General features: G+C 51.4%; 21 protein-coding genes and 1 pseudogene. 8 read left to right on the forward strand and 14 right to left on the reverse strand.

Annotated elements, in window-relative coordinates:
• Positions 1-45: 45 nt before the first annotated feature.
• Both yigL and pldB read right to left on the reverse strand, forming a co-directional pair.
• Positions 46-846, reverse strand: coding sequence for a sugar/pyridoxal phosphate phosphatase YigL (gene yigL / locus BEG40_RS17165; RefSeq protein WP_105285818.1), 801 nt, complete (start codon positions 844-846; stop codon positions 46-48).
• Positions 847-853: 7 nt separating this feature from the next.
• On the reverse strand, positions 854-1,876 hold the full coding sequence (gene pldB / locus BEG40_RS17170; RefSeq protein ID WP_105285819.1) for a lysophospholipase L2: 1,023 nt from the start codon (positions 1,874-1,876) through the stop codon (positions 854-856).
• Positions 1,877-1,986: 110 nt separating this feature from the next.
• Here pldB and rhtB point away from each other — a divergent pair, with 110 nt between their 5' ends.
• Complete coding sequence (gene rhtB / locus BEG40_RS17175; RefSeq protein WP_000142513.1) at positions 1,987-2,607, forward strand: homoserine/homoserine lactone efflux protein; 621 nt, start codon at positions 1,987-1,989, stop codon at positions 2,605-2,607.
• 61 nt (positions 2,608-2,668) lie between these two features.
• Here the strand turns inward: rhtB and rhtC are convergent, their stop codons facing one another.
• The 3 genes from rhtC to pldA all read right to left on the reverse strand — a co-directional run bounded on the left by rhtC (position 2,669) and on the right by pldA (position 6,183).
• Complete coding sequence (rhtC, locus tag BEG40_RS17180; RefSeq protein WP_000928829.1) at positions 2,669-3,289, reverse strand: threonine export protein RhtC; 621 nt, start codon at positions 3,287-3,289, stop codon at positions 2,669-2,671.
• Between the two features lie 63 nt (positions 3,290-3,352).
• Positions 3,353-5,182: an ATP-dependent DNA helicase RecQ gene (gene recQ / locus BEG40_RS17185; RefSeq protein ID WP_024192193.1), complete on the reverse strand. Its 1,830-nt coding sequence runs from the start codon at positions 5,180-5,182 to the stop codon at positions 3,353-3,355.
• Positions 5,183-5,313: 131 nt separating this feature from the next.
• On the reverse strand, positions 5,314-6,183 hold the full coding sequence (pldA, locus tag BEG40_RS17190) for a phospholipase A (protein WP_001259596.1): 870 nt from the start codon (positions 6,181-6,183) through the stop codon (positions 5,314-5,316).
• A gap of 165 nt (positions 6,184-6,348) precedes the next feature.
• Between pldA and yigI the strand changes: the two genes are divergently transcribed.
• The 4 genes from yigI to BEG40_RS17210 all read left to right on the forward strand — a co-directional run bounded on the left by yigI (position 6,349) and on the right by BEG40_RS17210 (position 8,774).
• Positions 6,349-6,816: an acyl-CoA thioesterase YigI gene (yigI, locus tag BEG40_RS17195; protein WP_105285820.1), complete on the forward strand. Its 468-nt coding sequence runs from the start codon at positions 6,349-6,351 to the stop codon at positions 6,814-6,816.
• A 198-nt stretch (positions 6,817-7,014) separates the two neighbouring features.
• Positions 7,015-7,905: an EamA family transporter RarD gene (rarD, locus tag BEG40_RS17200; RefSeq protein WP_000379997.1), complete on the forward strand. Its 891-nt coding sequence runs from the start codon at positions 7,015-7,017 to the stop codon at positions 7,903-7,905.
• A gap of 94 nt (positions 7,906-7,999) precedes the next feature.
• Positions 8,000-8,377 carry a hypothetical protein gene (locus tag BEG40_RS17205; RefSeq protein ID WP_032159886.1) on the forward strand — a complete coding sequence of 126 codons (378 nt, stop codon included), beginning with the start codon at positions 8,000-8,002 and terminating at the stop codon, positions 8,375-8,377.
• Positions 8,378-8,393: 16 nt separating this feature from the next.
• Complete coding sequence (locus BEG40_RS17210) at positions 8,394-8,774, forward strand: DUF2628 domain-containing protein (protein ID WP_105285821.1); 381 nt, start codon at positions 8,394-8,396, stop codon at positions 8,772-8,774.
• A gap of 42 nt (positions 8,775-8,816) precedes the next feature.
• Here BEG40_RS17210 and corA read toward each other — a convergent pair whose 3' ends face one another.
• Both corA and ysgD read right to left on the reverse strand, forming a co-directional pair.
• A complete protein-coding gene (gene corA / locus BEG40_RS17215; protein WP_000947145.1) occupies positions 8,817-9,767 on the reverse strand; it encodes a magnesium/cobalt transporter CorA in 951 nt (316 codons plus the stop codon).
• A 151-nt stretch (positions 9,768-9,918) separates the two neighbouring features.
• Positions 9,919-9,975 carry a YsgD/CorL family protein gene (gene ysgD / locus BEG40_RS22165; protein ID WP_212723238.1) on the reverse strand — a complete coding sequence of 19 codons (57 nt, stop codon included), beginning with the start codon at positions 9,973-9,975 and terminating at the stop codon, positions 9,919-9,921.
• Between the two features lie 161 nt (positions 9,976-10,136).
• On the opposite strand from ysgD, the gene BEG40_RS17220 reads away from it, so the two are divergent.
• Positions 10,137-10,901 (forward strand): phosphodiester glycosidase family protein, encoded by a 765-nt coding sequence (locus tag BEG40_RS17220; protein WP_021549971.1) that lies wholly within the window; start codon positions 10,137-10,139, stop codon positions 10,899-10,901.
• 135 nt (positions 10,902-11,036) lie between these two features.
• Here the strand turns inward: BEG40_RS17220 and uvrD are convergent, their stop codons facing one another.
• The 6 genes from uvrD to lptM form a co-directional block, all read right to left on the reverse strand.
• Positions 11,037-13,199 carry a DNA helicase II gene (gene uvrD / locus BEG40_RS17225; protein WP_000383446.1) on the reverse strand — a complete coding sequence of 721 codons (2,163 nt, stop codon included), beginning with the start codon at positions 13,197-13,199 and terminating at the stop codon, positions 11,037-11,039.
• A gap of 83 nt (positions 13,200-13,282) precedes the next feature.
• Positions 13,283-13,999 (reverse strand): 5-amino-6-(5-phospho-D-ribitylamino)uracil phosphatase YigB, encoded by a 717-nt coding sequence (gene yigB / locus BEG40_RS17230; RefSeq protein ID WP_105285822.1) that lies wholly within the window; start codon positions 13,997-13,999, stop codon positions 13,283-13,285.
• Entirely contained in the window at positions 13,999-14,895 is an 897-nt protein-coding gene (gene xerC, locus BEG40_RS17235) for a tyrosine recombinase XerC (RefSeq protein ID WP_105285823.1), read from the reverse strand. The genes yigB and xerC overlap by 1 nt, the downstream gene beginning before the upstream one ends.
• Positions 14,892-15,599, reverse strand: coding sequence for a DUF484 domain-containing protein (locus tag BEG40_RS17240; protein ID WP_021549970.1), 708 nt, complete (start codon positions 15,597-15,599; stop codon positions 14,892-14,894). The genes xerC and BEG40_RS17240 overlap by 4 nt, the downstream gene beginning before the upstream one ends.
• Positions 15,596-16,420 (reverse strand): diaminopimelate epimerase, encoded by an 825-nt coding sequence (dapF, locus tag BEG40_RS17245; protein ID WP_001160645.1) that lies wholly within the window; start codon positions 16,418-16,420, stop codon positions 15,596-15,598. The genes BEG40_RS17240 and dapF overlap by 4 nt, the downstream gene beginning before the upstream one ends.
• Positions 16,421-16,456: 36 nt before the next feature.
• Positions 16,457-16,660 (reverse strand): LPS translocon maturation chaperone LptM, encoded by a 204-nt coding sequence (lptM, locus tag BEG40_RS17250; protein ID WP_000799886.1) that lies wholly within the window; start codon positions 16,658-16,660, stop codon positions 16,457-16,459.
• A 197-nt stretch (positions 16,661-16,857) separates the two neighbouring features.
• On the opposite strand from lptM, the pseudogene BEG40_RS21935 reads away from it, so the two are divergent.
• Both BEG40_RS21935 and cyaY read left to right on the forward strand, forming a co-directional pair.
• A pseudogene (locus BEG40_RS21935) lies at positions 16,858-17,033 on the forward strand (DKNYY family protein); the annotation flags it as partial.
• Between the two features lie 47 nt (positions 17,034-17,080).
• Positions 17,081-17,401, forward strand: coding sequence for an iron donor protein CyaY (cyaY, locus tag BEG40_RS17255; RefSeq protein ID WP_000999935.1), 321 nt, complete (start codon positions 17,081-17,083; stop codon positions 17,399-17,401).
• Positions 17,402-17,440: 39 nt separating this feature from the next.
• On the opposite strand, the gene cyaA is transcribed toward cyaY, so the two are convergent.
• Complete coding sequence (cyaA, locus tag BEG40_RS17260) at positions 17,441-19,987, reverse strand: class I adenylate cyclase (protein ID WP_000281706.1); 2,547 nt, start codon at positions 19,985-19,987, stop codon at positions 17,441-17,443.
• Positions 19,988-20,214: the final 227 nt, after the last annotated feature.

A 20,214-nucleotide genomic window follows, 5' to 3' on the forward strand; every position in this document is an offset into this window, starting at 1 on the left:
ATTGTAGCGAAGTATCAGGTTGACAACTGACCAAATAAAGAACGATTACGATAAATAGAGCTTACGCAGATAATGCGGCACCGCGTCGTCGGCGTTAGTACCAATCACTTCCAGCTCAGGATGCAGATCTTTCAGGCGCTGGTGCGCGCTGCCCATAATGCAGCCTTTCCCCGCCATCGACAGCATTTCGGCGTCGTTCATTCCATCGCCAAAGGCAATGCAATCTTGCAGGCTGTAGCCCAGCTTCTTCGCTACCGCTTCCAGCGCATGGCCTTTCGAAACGCCACCCGCCATCACTTCAAGACAAGTTAAGGTAGAGAAACTGACGTTGACGCGATCGCCCCAGCGAGCGTTGATAGCTTGCTCCAGCGGTAACAATTTTTCATGGGAATCGCAGGTGAAGAACACTTTGCTGACGCCTTCCGGCTCCAGTAATCCTGGCTCATACAGCGCATATTTGAACACCGCTTCTTTAAAAAAGCGCATCTCTTCCGGACGGTGGCGATTCATAAACCATTCGTCGTCGCGATAAACGTTAGTAATGATGTCCGGGTTGTCGTTGACTACACCAAACAGGTCGCTGGCAATGTCATGATCCAGGTTATGCGCGAAAATCAGATTACCATCCAGATCGTGCACGCGCGCGCCATTGGAGGTAATCATGTAAGACTTAATCTCCAGATTATCGCGAATTTGCCCCACGTCGACGTGGTGGCGACCCGTCGCAAACACAAAGTTGATGCCACGCGCGGTGAGCAGTTTCAGGGTTTCTTTGGCGTAAGGGGATAATGTATGGTCGGGAGAAAGTAACGTACCATCTAAATCAGACGCAACAACCTGATACATAAGAAATTTAAACCTCTATAGCGCGATTTCCGCTGGGTGAGTTATGCCGGTTGAAAAATTCAACGATGGCGTGGAGCGCGACTGAGCGCATTGCGTCCTTTTCAAAAAGGATCTCATGGTACGCACCTTTAATTACCAGCGGCCGCCCCCCTTCTACAGGATGGCCCGCTGCGGCGCGGAGTTCACAAAAACGGTCGTGCATACAGTTATCTACCACGCGTTCCTCTTCAGCCTGCAAGAGAAGCGTTGGCGTGGCGTCATCACCCGCACCGGCTAACACCTGTTCGCCAGCCAGAATACTTTCGCGTACCCAATGGTAGGTCGGCCCACCGACGCGAATCGTTGGGTCATCAGCATAGAAACGCAAATTACGTCGATATCGCTGTCTGCTGTGGGTCAGAACATTGATGGTAAACGGCAGCGCGCGCCAGCGCCCGGTGCCAATCGCATAGCCATCACGAAAACGTGGGTGCGCTTCTGCCCAGTTAAGGATCTGCCGCGCCATAAATGATGGCATACGAATCACAATCCCAAACATTGGCGCAGTTAGCGCAATGGCATCGCATACGCCGGGGTGACGTTGCAGAAACAGCGTGGAGATTGCACCGCCCATCGAGTGCGCCAGTATATAGCGTTTACGCCACGGACCTGGCTGGACCTCTTGTTGCCAGAACGCCGCCAGATCATCAACATAATCATTAAAGCGATTAACATGCCCGAGATGCGGATCGACTAACAGTCGACCGGAACGCCCCTGACCGCGATGGTCGATGATTAACACATCAAACCCCAGATGGAACAGGTCGTAGGCCAGCTCCGCATACTTTACATAGCTCTCAATACGCCCCGGACAAATGACGACTACCCGATCATGTTGCGGAGCGCGAAAGCGGACAAAACGCACCGGAATGTCATCCACGCCGATAAACTCTGCTTCGTCCCGCTGACGCCAGAAGTCGGTCAGTGGCCCCATCGTAAAAGCAGCAAACGCTTTTTCTCTTGTTTCCCAGTCTTTTTGCTGCTGAAACATCGGGTAATCTGCCTCTTAAACCACGTAAAATCGTTTTTTTAAGCGTGCCTGACACAACGCTGCGACAGTAGCGTATTGTGGCACAAAAATAGACTATCCGGGAGATTCCCATGACCTTTGAATGGTGGTTCGCCTACTTACTAACATCGATCATTTTAAGCCTCTCGCCAGGCTCTGGCGCAATCAACACCATGACCACTTCGCTCAACCACGGTTATCGCGGCGCGGTAGCGTCTATTGCAGGGCTTCAGACCGGACTGGCGATTCATATTGTGCTGGTTGGCGTGGGTTTGGGAACGCTATTTTCCCGCTCGGTTATTGCTTTTGAAGTGTTGAAGTGGGCAGGCGCGGCTTACCTGATTTGGCTGGGAATCCAGCAGTGGCGCGCCGCTGGTGCAATTGATCTTAAATCGCTGGCTCCTACCCAATCGCGCCGCCACCTGTTCCAGCGGTCAGTGTTTGTGAACCTTACTAATCCCAAAAGTATTGTGTTTCTGGCGGCGCTATTTCCGCAATTTATCATGCCGCAGCAACCGCAACTGATGCAGTATATCGTGCTCGGCGTCACCACTATTGTGGTCGATATTATTGTGATGATCGGTTACGCCACCCTCGCCCAACGGATCGCACTCTGGATTAAAGGGCCGAAGCAGATGAAGGCGCTGAATAAGATTTTCGGCTCGTTGTTTATGCTGGTGGGGGCGCTGTTGGCATCGGCAAGACATGCGTGAAAAATAATGTCGGATGCGGCGTAAACGCCTTATCCGACTTTCTCTGATGACGCGTCTGGTATCAACGCGAAATAATCAAATGAATGCCAAATCCGGCAAATAACGCCCCGGCAAAACCGTCGATCCACTTCGCCAGACGTTGATAACCCCGGCGCATTTGCGGTAGCGCAAACAGGCTGGCAACAACGGTAAACCACGCCAGCGTTTCGACAATAATCAGCGCGAAAATGCCCCAGCGTTCGGTGGTGCCGACGTTATCGCCGACAAACAGTGAGAACACCGAACCAAAGTAGATAATCGCTTTCGGATTGGCGAGATTGGTCAGCAAGCCTTTCAGGAAACTGCGCCCGCTTTTCGCCAGCTCGACTTGTGGCGCAGGCGCAGAAACAGCCTCTTTTTTCAGCGCACCGCGCAGCATCTGGTAACCCATCCAGCAGAGATACAGGCCACCACCAACCATAATGAGCGTATGCAGCCAGGCCATTTTTTCGATAATCAAATGCAGGCCAAGCAGCGCGATCCCTGCCCAGACCATGACGCCGCAGGTTATGCCCAGCACGCCCATCATCGCTTCTTTACGCGAACGGCTAACGGCAGTTTGAGAAACAAAAAAGAAATCGGGACCGGGGCTCATAAGCGCCACAATATGCACCATGGCAACGGTGAGAAATAACATCAACATACATTTGACTCGCGGGGAAAACGTTTACGGAATGTTCATCCTGGCACTTTTTTGTGCCGCTGACTACTCTTCGTCGTCGCCGTCGACATGAGCGCGAATCAGCGTCATAAACGGTTTACCAAAGCGTTCCAGCTTGCGCATCCCGACACCGTTTACACTCAACATTTCGCTGGCGGTGATCGGCATCTGTTCAGCCATCTCAATCAAGGTAGCGTCGTTAAACACCACATACGGCGGGACATTGCTTTCATCGGCAATAGATTTACGCAGTTTGCGTAATTTGGCGAACAGTTTACGATCGTAATTGCCGCCAAACGATTTCTGCATCGCTTTCGGTTTGAGCGCGACAATACGCGGCACCGCGAGTTGCAAAAAGGATTCGCCACGCAGCACCGGACGCGCGGCCTCTGTCAGTTGTAGCGCAGAATGCTGGGCGATATTTTGCGTCACCAGACCGAGGTGAATCAGTTGGCGGATCACGCTCACCCAGTGTTCATGACTTTTATCACGCCCCATGCCGTAGACTTTCAGTTTGTCATGACCATAGTCGCGGATACGCTGATTATTAGCACCACGGATCACTTCCACCACATAGCCCATACCAAACCGCTGATTCACACGACCAATGGTAGAAAGCGCAATCTGCGCATCGTTTGAACCATCGTATTGTTTCGGCGGATCAAGGCAGATATCGCAGTTCCCACACGGTTCCTGACGCCCTTCGCCAAAATAGTTGAGCAGCACCAGACGACGACAAGTTTGCGCTTCGGCAAACGCCCCCATCGCATTGAGTTTATGGCGCTCGATATCCTGTAGCTGCCCCTGCGGCTTCTCTTCCAGACAGCGGCGCAACCACGCCATATCTGCCGGATCGTAAAACAGCATTGCTTCCGCAGGTAGGCCATCACGCCCGGCGCGACCTGTTTCCTGATAGTAGGATTCAATATTGCGCGGAATATCAAAATGCACCACGAAGCGGACGTTAGGTTTGTTGATGCCCATACCGAACGCCACGGTCGCCACCACAATTTGCAGGTCATCGCGCTGAAATTTTTCCTGCACGTCGGCGCGGACATCGTTTTCCAGCCCTGCGTGATACGCTGCTGCGCTAATACCCTTGCTTTGCAGGCGCGCAGCGGTATCTTCTACCTTCGCACGACTATTACAGTAAATAATCCCCGACTTACCGCGTTGTTCCTGCACGTAACGCATCAGTTGATCGAGCGGTTTGAACTTCTCCATCAACATATAGCGAATATTCGGGCGGTCAAAACTACTGATTTGAATCAGCGGATCGTTAAGCCCCAGCAGGCGCACGATATCCTGGCGGGTGGTGTCATCGGCTGTAGCGGTTAGCGCCATAAACGGCAGCGTCGGGAAACGCTGGCGTAACTGACCGAGCGCAGCATATTCCGGGCGGAAATCGTGACCCCATTGGGAAATACAATGCGCTTCATCAACGGCTAATAAGACAGGATTCCAGTGCGCCAGGTGTTCAAGGAAGTTATCCAGCATCAGGCGTTCCGGCGCGATATACAGCAGGCGAATTTGCCCGGTGCGGCAGCCTGTCATCACTTCAAGCTGCTGCTCTCGGTTTTGCGTCGAGTTAAGGCACGCCGCCGCTACACCGTTGGCTTGCAGTTGATCCACCTGGTCTTTCATCAAGGAAATCAGTGGTGAAACAACGACAGTAAGACCGTTCAATAACAACGCAGGGATTTGATAGCACAGGGATTTCCCGCCGCCAGTTGGCATGACGACGAGGCAATCGCGACCGGAAAGTACGGTGTCGATAATTTCTTCCTGGCCGGGGCGAAACTGTTGGTAGCCAAAGGTTTCTTGTAAAACCTGTTTAGCTCCGGACTCCAGATTCAACACTTCCGCCTGCGCCACATTCACCCCGATTGCCTGAAATAAAAACAGGCGCTATTTTCAGCGTCTGCGCGAGAAACTGCAATGCTTTTAGTCTCTGGCAGGATAATCCTGGATGCTGGATTCCAGGTTTGCCTTTCAATCAACTCGCATTAGAACAGGTCGTTTAGCATAACCCCCACACCGACGCGGGTCTGGTTAAAGTTATAGTCGATGAGCGATTCGCCGTAACCGCTGTAAACCTGAGTATAAAGACGCACATGTTTGGTGATCGGGTAACTTAAGCCTAACTCCGCACCACCGTAACCGGTATTCCAGTTGTACTGTCCTTTCGCACTCAACACCGCATCACCGAGGTGATAGCCGATTTTAAGCTGGTAGTAACCCATATATTTGGTGATATCCGGGTTATCGTCAGTATTACCCACCACATACCACGGTTTGACTTCCACCAGCCAGTTGCCGTTTTCTGCCATCAGGCGGGTGTAGATACGGTTCCAGCTACGGGACGTCGGGTCGGAACGCCCGTTAGAGTCATGATTGTACCCCAGCTCCACATCGCGCAGTGTCCAGCCAGCAAAGCGGTAATCGGTAGCAAAACCGAGGAACAGTTGCGGTTCATAGTTAGTTTCACGAAACGGCGATGATTCTTCGCTATTAGAAAGCTGCCACCAGGATTTTTGGGTGTAAGATGCACCCAGAACAGAGTTTGCCCCCAAAATCCCACGCCAAAGCGGAAACGCCAGACTTAACTGGAACTTCACTTCATCCTTACGCGCGTTTTCTGCCCAATCGTAACTCGCAATCGCTTCTTTATTCAGATCGCTGGTCTGGGTATAGATGATGTAGTTGGTGTCATAAGGATAAAGGGTGAAAGGATTATCATGTTCCTGCAACATATTGGCGATGATGCTGCCACGTACTGCAGGCGCATCATGCACATCTTTCACCGTTGCTTCTTGTGCATTTGCCACTATCGGCAGCATACACACTGGCAACAAGCAGCCCAGTAGAGTCCGCATCGATCGTGTTCTCCGTAACGAATTATTGATTAGATGAATATTTTTTCTGCGGGCTATTTTACATACTTAACTCAATTGCCGTTAGTTATCCCTTCCTAAAGTAGAAACCAACAACAAAGAAGCATAAAATCAACATTTCGTTAACCAACGAAGTGTAAGGATGATATGTCTGCTGTACTGACCGCTGAACAAGCCCTGAAATTAGTGGGTGAAATGTTTGTCTATCACATGCCGTTTAACCGGGCATTGGGGATGGAACTGGAGCGTTACGAAAAAGAATTTGCGCAGCTGGCCTTTAATAATCAGCCAATGATGGTCGGTAACTGGGCGCAAAGTATTTTGCACGGCGGGGTGATTGCGTCGGCGCTGGATGTCGCCGCTGGTCTGGTATGTGTAGGCAGCACTTTAACGCGTCACGAAACCATTAATGAAGATGAACTACGCCAGCGACTATCGCGGATGGGCACCATTGATCTTCGCGTCGATTATCTGCGTCCAGGCAGGAGTGAGCGTTTTACAGCCACCAGTAGCCTGTTACGTGCGGGTAATAAAGTCGCCGTCGCCCGTGTCGAACTGCACAATGAAGAACAGCTTTATATTGCCAGTGCTACCGCCACCTATATGGTAGGTTGAAAATCTAAAAGCAGGTAAACTGCTGAAACTGATGACAAACGCAAATTGCCTGATGCGCTACGCTTATTAGGCCTACCAGAGAAATGCAATGTATTGAATTTGCATTCTTTTGTAGGTTGGGTAAGGCATGAACAAAGCGCACTTTGTCAGCCATCTGAGCAGGTAAACTGTAATTAACAACAAAAAATGAGTTTTCCAATGGATACAAAACAAACGCGGCAGGGCGTATTACTCGCTCTTGCCGCTTATTTTATTTGGGGTATTGCACCTGCGTACTTCAAACTGATTTATTACGTACCTGCTGATGAGATCCTGACGCATCGTGTAATCTGGTCGTTTTTCTTTATGGTGGTGTTGATGAGCATCAGCCGCCAGTGGTCCTATTTAAAAACCCTGATTCAGACGCCGAAGAAAATATTTATGCTGGCAGTCTCTGCTGTGCTAATTGGTGGCAACTGGTTACTGTTTATCTGGGCAGTGAACAATCACCATATGCTGGAGGCCAGTCTTGGATACTTTATTAATCCACTGGTGAATATATTACTGGGGATGATTTTCCTCGGCGAGCGATTCCGCCGGATGCAATGGCTGGCAGTGATTCTGGCGATTTGTGGTGTGCTGGTCCAGCTCTGGACCTTTGGTTCGCTGCCAATCATCGCACTGGGACTGGCATTTAGTTTTGCCTTCTACGGCCTGGTACGCAAGAAGATTGCGGTTGAAGCTCAAACAGGCATGTTAATCGAAACCATGTGGCTGCTACCCGTGGCGGCGATTTACCTGTTTGCTATTGCTGATAGTTCTACCAGCCATATGGGGAAAAACCCAATGTCGCTGAATTTACTGCTGATCGCCGCTGGTGTTGTCACCACTGTACCGCTGTTGTGTTTTACCGCCGCCGCCACGCGCCTGCGTCTCTCAACGTTAGGCTTTTTCCAGTACATTGGCCCGACGCTGATGTTCCTGCTGGCCGTGACGTTTTATGGTGAAACACCGGGTGCCGATAAGATGGTGACTTTCGCCTTTATTTGGGTGGCGCTGGCAATTTTTGTGATGGATGCGATTTATACGCAGCGTAGAACGTCCAAATAAAAAATAAATATATTCTGAAAAAATGTGCCTGCTCTTGCATGAGAGTGGGCATATTGCCATGCTGGCAGGAGAATCACACAGGGATGTAAAATCAATGTTACGTATATTTATGCCAACATCTAAAGGCAAGATTTCCAGACGCCGTTATTTGTTTTCATTTATTTTAACAAATTTAGTTTGTGTCTTACTTATTGCTTTTTCTGGCGAGGCCGGATCAGGATTTTTTGTTATAATATCTACCATTCTTCTCCATTATCTCGTCATCAATATGAATTGCCAACGACTCCGTGATAGTGGTTTCACGTATATAAAAACGTATATTTTTTGCACATTAGCTGTCTATACCATCTCTATCATCACCATGATTGCCGAACATTTTGATTGTTCAGGCAATGGTTCAATGATTTTCTTAATTTGCTATTTTACCACTTTCAGTATGCTAATACTTGCACCTACTGATTCATCAAAATAATAGTTACGGAGTATTTATGAGTAAGGGATATATGAACGATGGTTCATTAAGTGAAAAATGGAAATACCGATTTAATTTTTATGACCAATATGGTTTTCCTGGATTCTGGGGGGCAACACCAGAATATAAAACAACATTTAAAGCATTAAAAATAAGGCAACGATTAACTATTCAAATGAATTTCATTGCTTTTTTCTTCTCCTGGATATATTTATTTTTCCTGGGATTATGGAAAAAAGCAATTATAGTTCTATTACTTGGCATTCTCTCACTATTGATTGGTGCATTAATTGGCGTTAATGTACTGGGATTCGCTGTAGCAGGCTATGTTGCTGTTAGCACAAATAAATGGTTCTATGAAAAAGAAGTAAAGGGTATTGATACCTGGAGCCTCTAAATAACAGGTGGCTTAGCCAGGCTAAGCCACCGCTCTCGTTTTTTACAACCAGTTCTTCCGCTTAAAGTACAGATACGGTGCCAGACCCGCGAGAATCATAAAGATAATCGCGCCTGGGTAGCCGAAACTCCACTTCAGTTCTGGCATAAACTCAAAGTTCATCCCGTAGCTGGAAGCGACCAGTGTTGGCGGCAGGAACACCACGGATACCACCGAGAAGATTTTGATGATGCGGTTCTGCTCGATGTTGATAAAGCCCATCGCCGCCTGCATCAGGAAGTTTACCTTCTGGAACAGGGATTCGTTATGCGGCAGCAGGGATTCGATATCTCGCAGGATTTCACGCGCCTGCTCCAGTTGCCCGCCAGGTAAACGCGCCTTGCGTACCAGGAAGTTGAGCGCGCGCTGGGTATCCATCAGACACAGACGAACTTTCCAGCCGATATCTTCCAGTTCCGCCAGTGTGGAGAGCGCCTCGTCGTACTCATCGCCCTGATGCCCCTCCATAATTACCCGGCTCAACTGCTCCAGATCGCTGTAGATGTTTTCAATTTCATCCGCCAGCTGTTCGATTTTGGTTTCGAACAGATCCAGCAGCAGCTCGTAGGCGTTACCGTCAACCATTGACTGACTACGGGCGCGCATACGATACAGACGGAATGCAGGCAGCTCGCGCTCACGCAGAGTAAACAGGCGACCATCACGGATGGTAAATGCCACAGTGGAGTTACCGGCGTGATCTTCCGCATCTTCAAAGAAGAAGAAGGAGTGAATATGCAGGCCATCATCGTCTTCAAAGAAACGCGCCGATGCTTCGATGTCTTCCAGTTCCGGGCGGGTTGCCAGGCTCTGGCCAAGTTCAGATTGTACGCGCAGTCGCTCGTCGTCATCCGGTTCGACAAGATCAATCCATACTGCATCTACAAGGGGTTGTGACTCTTCGACTTCCAGCCGGGTCAGTCGGTTATTTTCCAGTTGAAATGCGCTCAGCATGACCGGGACTCCCAATGCTTAAAATATCGGACAGTTCGGTGGGCACACAGAAACAAATTGGGTTTCAGACCATTAAACAGCCTGACTCAGCGCGACGGGAAAAATTGAGGTCGCTGACAACCGCTAAGGCTATCAGCAAAAGGGGATAGCCTTAGGAGTTGATCCTGGATGACAGGATAATGAGCCAGTATCTACTGGGTGTGTCCAAGGCGAATGTCCTCTTAGAGTGATCGTGCGCGCATGTTACGCCAGCAAAATTTTGCCGTCAACACGCAACGGAACACCACAGAACAATAGTTGAACTTCGCGCTTTTTGGTACTCGTCAAGGTCGTTAACAGGATAAAAAAATCACACATCCAGGACCTATAATGGCGCATCGGCTACTCATTGGTAAAGGAATGATCACCTTGAATCTCAAACGGATTTTTCTCGCCCTCGTCTTACTCCCCTTGTTTGCTGTTGCTGCTGATGACTGCGCGCTCTCAGATCCGTCGCTGACAGTACAGGCGTATACCGTTAACCCTCAGACAGAGCGGGTGAAAATGTACTGGCAAAAAGCCAATGGCGAAGCGTGGGGAACGTTACATGCGCTGCTGGCGGATATTAATAGCCAGGGGCAAATTCAGATGGTGATGAACGGCGGCATCTATGATGAAAGCTATGCGCCGCTCGGTTTGTACATCGAAAACGGTCAGCAGAAGGTGGCGCTAAATCTCGCCTCAGGGGAAGGGAACTTCTTTATCCGTCCTGGCGGCGTTTTTTATGTCGCGGGAGATAAAGCCGCTATCGTTCCGCTGCAGGCATTTAAAGCCAGTAAAGAGATTCAGTTCGCAGTGCAGTCAGGGCCAATGTTGTTAGAAAACGGCGTAATTAATCCACGCATTCACCCGAATGTTGCCTCGCGTAAAATTCGTAACGGTGTAGGGATTAATAAACAAGGGAACGCCGTGTTTTTGTTGAGCCAGCAGGCGACAAATTTTTATGATTTTGCCTGCTATGCCAAAGCGAAACTGGACGTAGAGCAGCTGCTTTATCTTGATGGCACGATTTCACATATGTATATGAAAGGCGGAGCACTCCCGTGGCAACGCTATCCTTTTGTTACCATGATTTCCGTCGAGCGGAAAAGTTAGAATGATAGTTTTGTGTCAGATACTGAATATGGTGCTGATGCCGGATGCGGCGTAAACGCCTTATCCGGCCGCAATTTATTGAATCTGCATGATTTTGTAGGCCGGATAAGGTGCACAGCACCGCATCCGGCAACGTTACACCGTCTCCAGCCGGGCGTAAGCCGCCACCAGCCATTTGATTCCCTGGCCCTGGAACGCCACCTGCAAACGGCTATGTTCGCCGCTGCCTTCCATATTGACGATAGTGCCTTCACCAAACTTAGCGTGGCGCACGCGCTGGCCGAGTTTGTAGCCGCTGTCGTTCTCGACCATCGGCGTACCCATACGCTGATGGCTGACCGGACGGCTTACCGTAGCGCGCAAGCGTACCTCTTCCACACACTCTTCCGGCAGCTCACCGATAAAGCGCGATGGGCGATGGTAAACTTCTTTGCCGTACAGGCGGCGGGTTTCCGCGTAAGTCAGCGTCAGTTTCTGCATCGCGCGGGTTACACCAACGTAGGCCAGACGGCGTTCTTCTTCCAGACGCCCGCCTTCATCCAGCGACATCTGACTTGGGAACATGCCCTCTTCCATACCGACAATAAACACCTGCGGAAACTCCAGACCTTTCGCCGAGTGCAGCGTCATCAGCTGTACCGCATCCTGCCAGGTATCCGCCTGCCCTTCACCTGCTTCGAGCGCCGCGTGAGAGAGGAACGCCTGTAGCGGCATTAAATCTTCGTCTTCTTCGTTGTAGCTGAACTGGCGCGTTGCCGTCACCAGTTCCTCTAAGTTTTCGATACGCGTCTGGCCTTTTTCGCCTTTCTCCTGCTCGTACATGGTGCGCAGGCCGGAGTCTTTAATTACCCGGTCAGTCTGTACATGCAGCGGCATATCGGCAGTTTCTTGCGCTAAGGCGTCGATCAGTTCCATAAACCGCTGCAAGGCGCTGGCAGCACGACCGGCCAGAGCCTTTTCCTGCAACAGTTCACGACACGCCTGCCAGAGAGTTAACTGGCGATCGCGCGATGTCTGACGCACGACGTCCAGCGTCCGGTCACCAATACCCCTCGTTGGCGTATTCACCACACGCTCAAAGGCCGCGTCATCGTTGCGGTTGGCAATCAGGCGCAGATACGAGAGCGCATCTTTGATTTCCTGGCGTTCGAAGAAGCGCATCCCGCCGTAAATACGGTACGGCATACTCGCCTGTAATAAGGCCTCTTCCAGTACACGCGACTGGGCGTTGCTGCGGTAGAGAATGGCGCACTCGGCAAGCGCCCCGCCGTTGTCCTGCCAGGTTTTGATGCGGTTAACCACAAAACGCGCTTCGTCGAGTTCGTTAAAGGCGCAATAGAGGGAAATCGGCTCACCGTCCGCGCCATCAGTCCACAGTTTTTTACCCAGACGCCCGTTGTTGTTTTCAATCAGGGCGTTGGCGGCGCTAAGAATGTTACTGGTAGAGCGGTAGTTTTGCTCCAGACGAATAGTTTCGGCACCGGGGAAATCATTGAGGAAACGCTGAATATTCTCGACCTGCGCCCCGCGCCAGCCATAGATTGACTGGTCGTCATCACCAACAATCATTACTTTTCCGGTATCGCCCGCCAGCAGGCGGATCCACGCATACTGAATGTTGTTGGTATCCTGGAATTCGTCCACCAGAATGTTGGTGAAACGTTCGCGATAGTGCTGAAGGATATGTGGTTTGTTAAGCCACAGCTCATGTGCACGTAGCAGCAGTTCCGCGAAGTCCACCAGACCCGCGCGATCACACGCTTCCTGATACGCCTGATACACCTTCTGCCAGGTTTGCTCCACCGGATTACCGTAGCTTTGAATATGATGCGGACGCAGTCCTTCATCTTTCTGGCTGTTGATGTACCACATTGCCTGACGTGGCGGCCACTGCTTCTCGTCGAGATTCATCGCCTTGATCAGACGTTTAAGCAGGCGCAGTTGGTCTTCGCTATCGAGGATCTGGAAATCCTGCGGCAGGTTGGCGTCCATATGGTGCGCACGCAGCAGGCGGTGCGCCAGCCCGTGGAAGGTGCCGACCCACATGCCGCCCTGACTGGTGCCCATCAGTTGCCCGATACGATGGCGCATCTCCGCCGCCGCTTTGTTGGTAAACGTCACCGCCATAATCGAATACGGTGAGCAGTTTTCCACGCTCATCAGCCAGGCGATACGATGCACCAGTACACGCGTCTTACCACTGCCCGCGCCCGCCAGCACCAGAAGATTGCTGCGTGGCGCGGCCACCGCTTCGCGCTGTTTGTCATTAAGGCTTTCGAGCAGGTAAGAAACGTCCATTGGCACCGCCGCGTAAAAATAGGTTGGGCGGAGAAGCGCAACGCCCTCCGCCAAAAAGCTGGGTATATATACAGATTTGCTGATTATATCAGCGAGGTCAGAGATGCCAACCGGGAAATTTCCAGATGCGGCAGTAAACGGCTGTCCCAGGTTTGCATCAGATCGCCATTTTCCGGTCTGATCCAACAGGCCTGCATTCCGCTGCGGATCGCCCCACCCACGTCGGTGGTAATATCGTCACCTACATGTAAGATCTCGCCGATCGGCACATTGAGTTTTTCTGCCGCCAGAAAGTACATATCGCTGAACGGCTTCGAGCGTCCGTGTGGGCCAGCGCGCAGCACAAACTCAAAGTAGTCGCCCAAACCAAACAGTTCCGGCTGTGCGTTACCGTTGGTGATCGCCACCAGCGGCCATTTCTTCGCCAGCTGTTTTAAGGTGTCGTGCGTTTGCTGCGGAACATCGATCCGACTGCGCCATTTGGCAAAGTTGATCATCGCAGCATGTGCGCCTGCACTGGCTTCTTCGGCACTCAGCCCGGCGTCGAGCATCGCTTGTTCAATCGAACGAAAACGCCAGCGCGTCACGTCGTGATAAATCTCGGGTTCCGCTTCCCGTACCGCCTGGCGCAGGCGTTGCAGATCTTCATTCTGGAAGCTGCGCAGCGCCGGATGATAATTTTGCACAAAAGTCAGCGCCTCCCGCTCGGTGCGCAAAATCACCGGACGGTTGTCGTAAAGGGTATCATCCAGGTCAAAGGTGAGCGCCGAGATGCGCCCCAAAGGCCGGTAAAAACGCATTATTTCCCCCGTTTGGCGCGTGGATGCGCCGCATCGTACACCGAGGCAAGGTGTTGAAAATCAAGATGAGTATAGATTTGCGTGGTGGAGAGGTTGGCATGACCCAGCAGCTCCTGCACACCACGAAGATCGCCGCTCGACTCCAGCATATGCGTAGCGAACGAGTGACGTAATTTATGCGGGTGAACGTGATTATTCAGCCCCTGTTTGATGCCCCATTCGGCAAAGCGTTTTTGTACGTTACGCGCAGAGATGCGTTTGCCCAGTTTCGACAGGAAAAGTGCGTCGTCTTCACTGCCAAACAGGTCGCGTAAATCAAGCCAGTGCTCAATCCACGCCACGGCGTTACGACCAATCGGCAGGCGGCGCTCTTTGCTACCTTTTCCTATCACCCACACTTCGCCGGACTCCAGGTCGAGGTGTTTGATATCCAGCCCCACCAGTTCGGAAAGACGCAGCCCCGCGCCGTACATCACTTCCAGCATTGCCCGATCGCGTACAGCGAGGGGATCGTTGATATCGATATCCAGCAGCCGATTCATATCATCGACGTCGATATTTTTCGGCAGATGACGCGGCGCTTTCGGTGCCGAAACACCTTTCGCCGGGTTGGCTTTGAGTTTGTTCTGACTGACCAGCCAGTCAAAAAAGCTACGTAGCGCAGAAAGCCGTAACGCGAGGCTTGCCGCTCCCAGCCCTTTACGGCGACTGCGTACAGCAAAATTACGCACCATCGTCACATCACATTGTTGCCAGCTTTGCAGGCCGTTTTCGCTGGCAAAATTGATGATCGCCTCAAGCTGCCGCTGGTAGTTAACCAGGGTAATCGGGCTAAGCTGACGCTCCACGCTCAAATAACGTAGGTAGCGTTCCACATCGGTATGTAAATCGGTCATACGCGTTCAATCCAACGCTCCAGAAGCTCCGGCATCATCAGCGCAATTTCATGGAGTAACTGCGTTCCCTGCCCTTGTTGATAGTGACTGGCATCACGGCTGGTGAACAGCACCACACCAAGATCAGCATCACTTCCCAGCATCGACATCGCCACCGATCCCACCGCTTTCGCTTCCGGCAGCACCACCAGCAATTCAGGCCCGTTAAGCGGCCCCAGATAATGCGGTTCCTGCCCCAGACGCTGAATACGCAGAGGTTCGAAAGCCTGACGGCTTAATGCCAGATGGGTATGGTTCGACGGCGCGCCTAAACGCCAACGATCCGGGAACAGGCGTAGACTCGCACCCGCCAGACCAAGATCGCGTGCCCAGCGGTGAAAGCGCATTAGCATGTCGTCGAGACTGCTGGCGGCAGTAAGAGTGCGCTGCAAATAGAGTAAGCGATAAAACAGGCCTTCGTTGGCGATAGCCTGTTCCATCAACAGCGCCATGTTCTCTTCCAGAACATGAATATGGTTACGCGCGCGAGCCATATGCCATTCGACGAGCGAAACGGTGCCACGTACCGGATGCGGCACTCGAATTGCCTCTACTGCGTGCGCATTGCGGATAAAAAACTCAGGATTTTTAATCAGGTAATCGACAACCGCCCGGTCATCAAGCTCCGTGAGTGTTTCCTGTAGTTCTTCCCCTGGTTGCTTCATAGATGAATAAATCCGTCGTAAACATGTACTGCCGGACCCGTCATATATAACGGATGACCCGGACCTTTCCAGGCAATATCAAGGCGACCGCCAGGGAGTTCCACACGAACTTCTTCGGCCAGCAAACCTTGCTGAATCCCTACCGCTACCGCCGCACACGCGCCGCTGCCGCAGGCCTGGGTTTCACCTGCCCCACGCTCATAAACGCGTAAACGAATATGCTCGCGCTTAACCACTTGCATGAAACCGATGTTGGCGCGCTCCGGGAAACGTTCGTGGCTTTCCAGAACTGGCCCCAGTGTTTCTACCGCCGCAGTATCGACATCATCGACCTGAATCACGCAGTGCGGATTTCCCATCGACACCACGCCGCATAAGATTGTCTGCTCGGCGGCGCGCATGATATAGGTCTTTTCCGCTTTGTTGGCGCGAAACGGCACGGCGGAAGGTTCGAAATTTGGTTCGCCCATATTTACCCGAACCAGATCGTCATCGGTGACGGTCAGTACCATCCGACCATTGGCAGTACTGACGCGAATATCGCGCTTATTTGTCAGCCCTTTCAGGCGTACAAAGCGGGCAAAGCAGCGTGCGCCGTTGCCGCACTGCGCCACTTCACTCCCGTCAGCATTGAAAATGCGATAGTGGAAATCCAGTTCTGGATCGTACGGCGGCTCAACCACCAGTAGCTGGTCAAAACCCACACCCAGGTGCCGATCCGCCAGGCGACGAATCAGATCCGGTGAAAAAAAGACATTCTGCGTTACCGCGTCGACGACCATAAAATCGTTGCCAAGGCCATGCATTTTCGAGAACTGCATTATCTACTCCATTCACGCGGGTACAGAAACTGACTTTTAGTAATTCACCTGAGATGGGCCATCGCCAGTGGCGCGGTCGTTTTTATCCGGCAACGTGGATTGTGTTTGCGTATCTACCGGTTTGGTCGGCGGTGGCGCGTTTTTATCTGCGGGCGGGAAATAGAGCGGACCTTTCAGACCGCAGCCCGTCAGGCTGAAAAGAGTAAGTAATACAGTGAGTGCTTTAAACACGTTTTTCATTATGGATTGCCTGTAAAGTTCATCGCTTTCTGCTTTCTATCATCGCAGGAGAAGACGTAAAAGCAAGCGTTTAGCGACTCTTTATGAAGTCTGAAAAGTGAGGAATTGCTGCGAGTATAACGCTTACAAGAGAGGATTTATGTTTTGCTGGTAGTTTCGTGATCGGCACCTCGCGCCAGGATGGCTTTATGCACTATCGCAATGTTTATACCTGGACCGATACAAGGTAAGGGTTACGCCCTCCCCCTGCCTGGCGAAAACACACGTCAGAGAGGAAGATGTGCGTGAAATTCAAAACAGAGACATTATTATTCCGATGACGGAGGAATCATGCCGGAACGCAGCAGCAGACGGGCAAACTTTGATGCCCTGACGCCAGGCCGCTATACTGCCGCCATCACGTAAAAACAGGATACAACAATGAACGACAGTGAATTTCATCGCCTGGCTGACCAACTGTGGCTAACCATTGAAGAACACCTGGACGACTGGGATGGCGACAGCGATATCGACTGCGAAATCAACGGCGGCGTACTGACCATTACCTTTGAAAACGGCAGCAAAATCATTATCAACCGCCAGGAACCACTGCACCAGGTGTGGTTGGCAACCAAACAGGGCGGCTACCACTTTGATCTGAAAGGCGACGAATGGATTTGCGATCGCAGTGGCGAAACCTTCTGGGATTTGCTGGAACAGGCGGCGACGCAGCAGGCGGGAGAGAGGGTGAGCTTCCGTTAAGGTTTCATGCCGGATAAGCCTCGCTTTCCGGCATACTCATCACGAAAAATACTGCTGTAACAGCGGCGTATCGTTGTCCTGATTGGCTGGCGGCATGTTGCCGATAGATTTGGTACGGAACGGAATGACCTGTTCGCGACCATCGACCTTCACAATCTGATAGAACTGCGGCAGGTTGAAGTTGATGAAACTGGAGCCGTAAGTGAAACGGTCGTGCGATGACGAGTAGAAGCGGCTGACGTCACGCACCAGCTCCTCTTTGCTACCTTCGCAGTGGTGATACACCTCAACTCGATTGCTTTCATCGAGAATATAGATATTAAAACCGTTCTCATCGTGCGTTTCTTCGAAGAAGAACTGGATGATCCCTTCGCTGGCAAAGCCATCCACTACTGCCGGTAATTTGACGTGATTGGTCTCAACCTGCACTGACAAACCATGCAGTTTGTTATGCGAAATAGCGCCATAAAACTCGATAGCATTTTCCAGTTTCTGCACAGACACATTCAGGCGTTCGAAGAACAAGCCCCAGGTTTGACCAGAAACACGCAGCGCCTTGAAGCGCCCGGTTTCCTGGCGAGTGCTGGAAAGACGCAGTTCGATACACTCAGAAACCAGTTGCTGTACACGGGTACGGATTAATCCGCGCAGATGCTGGCTATAACAGAAGACTTCTACGCTATCCGGCGGCGCGGCGTCCTGATGCATTTTGCCAAGGATGGTTTTCAGGGCTTCAATCATCGACTGCTCGCCGTTGAAATGTAGCGTGCGCACTTCGTTCCATGAATTGCGATACAACAGGTCAACACTACCCACCAGGCATTTTTGCTCTTCGCCAAAGCTGAAGACATCCAGCTTACGGAAATCGAAATGTACTACCTGGTTACGAAACGCTGTCGTCGGGTCATATTCCAGGTTGACGATAATCGCCAGATGGCGGATCTCACAGGGGCTGTAGAGCGCCTTCGGCGTCGGCGCAGGTAAACGCAACGGGAAATGGTGCGACACATCAGCCACCATCTCCTGCAACTTAGGCAGATCGACAATGCCGTTGCCTTTAATAAACAGATGCGTCCGTGATGTCAGCAAGCCATTAAACCACGCCCAAGCCACCAGCTTATTCAGATAGCGGTTATATTCCAGCGGCTGATGACTGATGATCGACTCGATTGTCGGCGCACGGTTATACAGATACCAACCTGAACGGTTGGCACGACCCGGCGGCACATAAATAAAGGTCAGGTTTGGCTCGGAAAGATCCGGTGAAATCTGCGGGTTTACCAGCGTCACTTTCCCCGGTAATGCTTCAAACGCAGCGTACAGTTTACGCGTCAGCACGCCGATATCCTGCGGGCTGGCGGAAACGCTAAGGTTATTGCGACGGGCAAAGCGGATCAGATTACGGTAGCTCTGCATCATCGCATCAAGCAACTCGTTGTGCGCTTCACGCACCTGATCAATCTTCCAGTTGGCGCGATTATCAAGCATCGCCAGACGGGCTTCGTCCCATCCCCACTCTTTTACCAGTTGGCTTAATACTTCACGACGCCAGCCTACACAAGCGCGTTCGCGACTGAGTTTTTCGCACACTTTTAAATAGAAGCAGCGACGCACTAAATCCAGACGGGTGAAATCTTCAATTGCCGTCAGATATTCAGTAACGCGCTCCAGCATCATGCAGTAAGGATCGAGACCAAATGACACTATCTCGCCATCGTGCAAACGCTGTTTGATATCTTTCGCCAGCAGGCGTGGGTCTGGATATTCCCAGGAATAAGCTTCCAGCAGCAGTGTTTTCAGCACCGCTTTGTACGGAGAATCGATGCTTTTGTAGAGTTGCCAAAGGCTGGCGCCAAAGTACTCTTCAGCGGAAAGCGAGCTTAAGCCACCGAGATCCAGCCATTCATTAGGCGTGAGCACGCCCTGCGCGTAGAGCGTCATTACGTAGTCATCGTAATGCTCTTCTTCGTCGCACGGCACCATATTCCACAGAATACGCTTACCGGCGAGACGCACAGCGGTACGATAAAATTCGTCAAGCAGCAGTATATGCTGGGTAGAGCCACAATCTTCGCCCCCCAGACTACCACTTTCATTATGGCGGAAACGGTTTTCATCAATCAGGAAGAAGCTGACTTCCACGCCCAGCGAGGCGGCCCAACTTTCCAACAGGCTGCATTTACGTTGTAGTAACTGGCGCTCTTCGCTATCGAGCCAGGATTGATGGCAGACCCAGATATCCAGGTCGGAGGAACAGCTTTGCCCTATAGACGAGGTGCTGCCCATGGTGTATACGCCAGTAATCGGAAGCTCGCCTTTTGGCGGATCCTGTACTGACATTCCACGATACAGTTCCAGTTCGTTCAGGTAGTGGCGTTGGGTTTCATCAGGCGTGTAAAGGCAAATGCCTCTGGGAACATTACCATCAAGGTAACCCGGCATTAGCGGATGGTGATAGTGCAACAATGTCGGCAGCAGACTGTAGACCTGTTGGAATGCAGGCCCCATAGCAGCAAGCGCGCGATCCACGCGCAATTGATTTATGGCATCCAGTCTCTGTTTCAGAGTCTCAATATAGAGGTACAAGACGTATCGCCTGATTTGCTACCCGTCATATCTGTGATTCCGCCAACATCAACGGAAACACGCGGCATTCGGGATATTTCGTATGTCAAAGGTAACCGTACCACTTTCCGCGCCTGGTTTTTTTAGTTTCACGACGAAAAAATGGTCTAAAACGTGATCAATTTAACACCTTGCCGGTTGACCGTAAAGAAAGATGCGCTACATACAAGTGTAGCACCGTTTATTCT

Source organism: Escherichia sp. MOD1-EC5495 (assembly GCF_002965965.1).
GTDB classification, from domain to species: Bacteria; Pseudomonadota; Gammaproteobacteria; order Enterobacterales; family Enterobacteriaceae; genus Escherichia; species Escherichia ruysiae.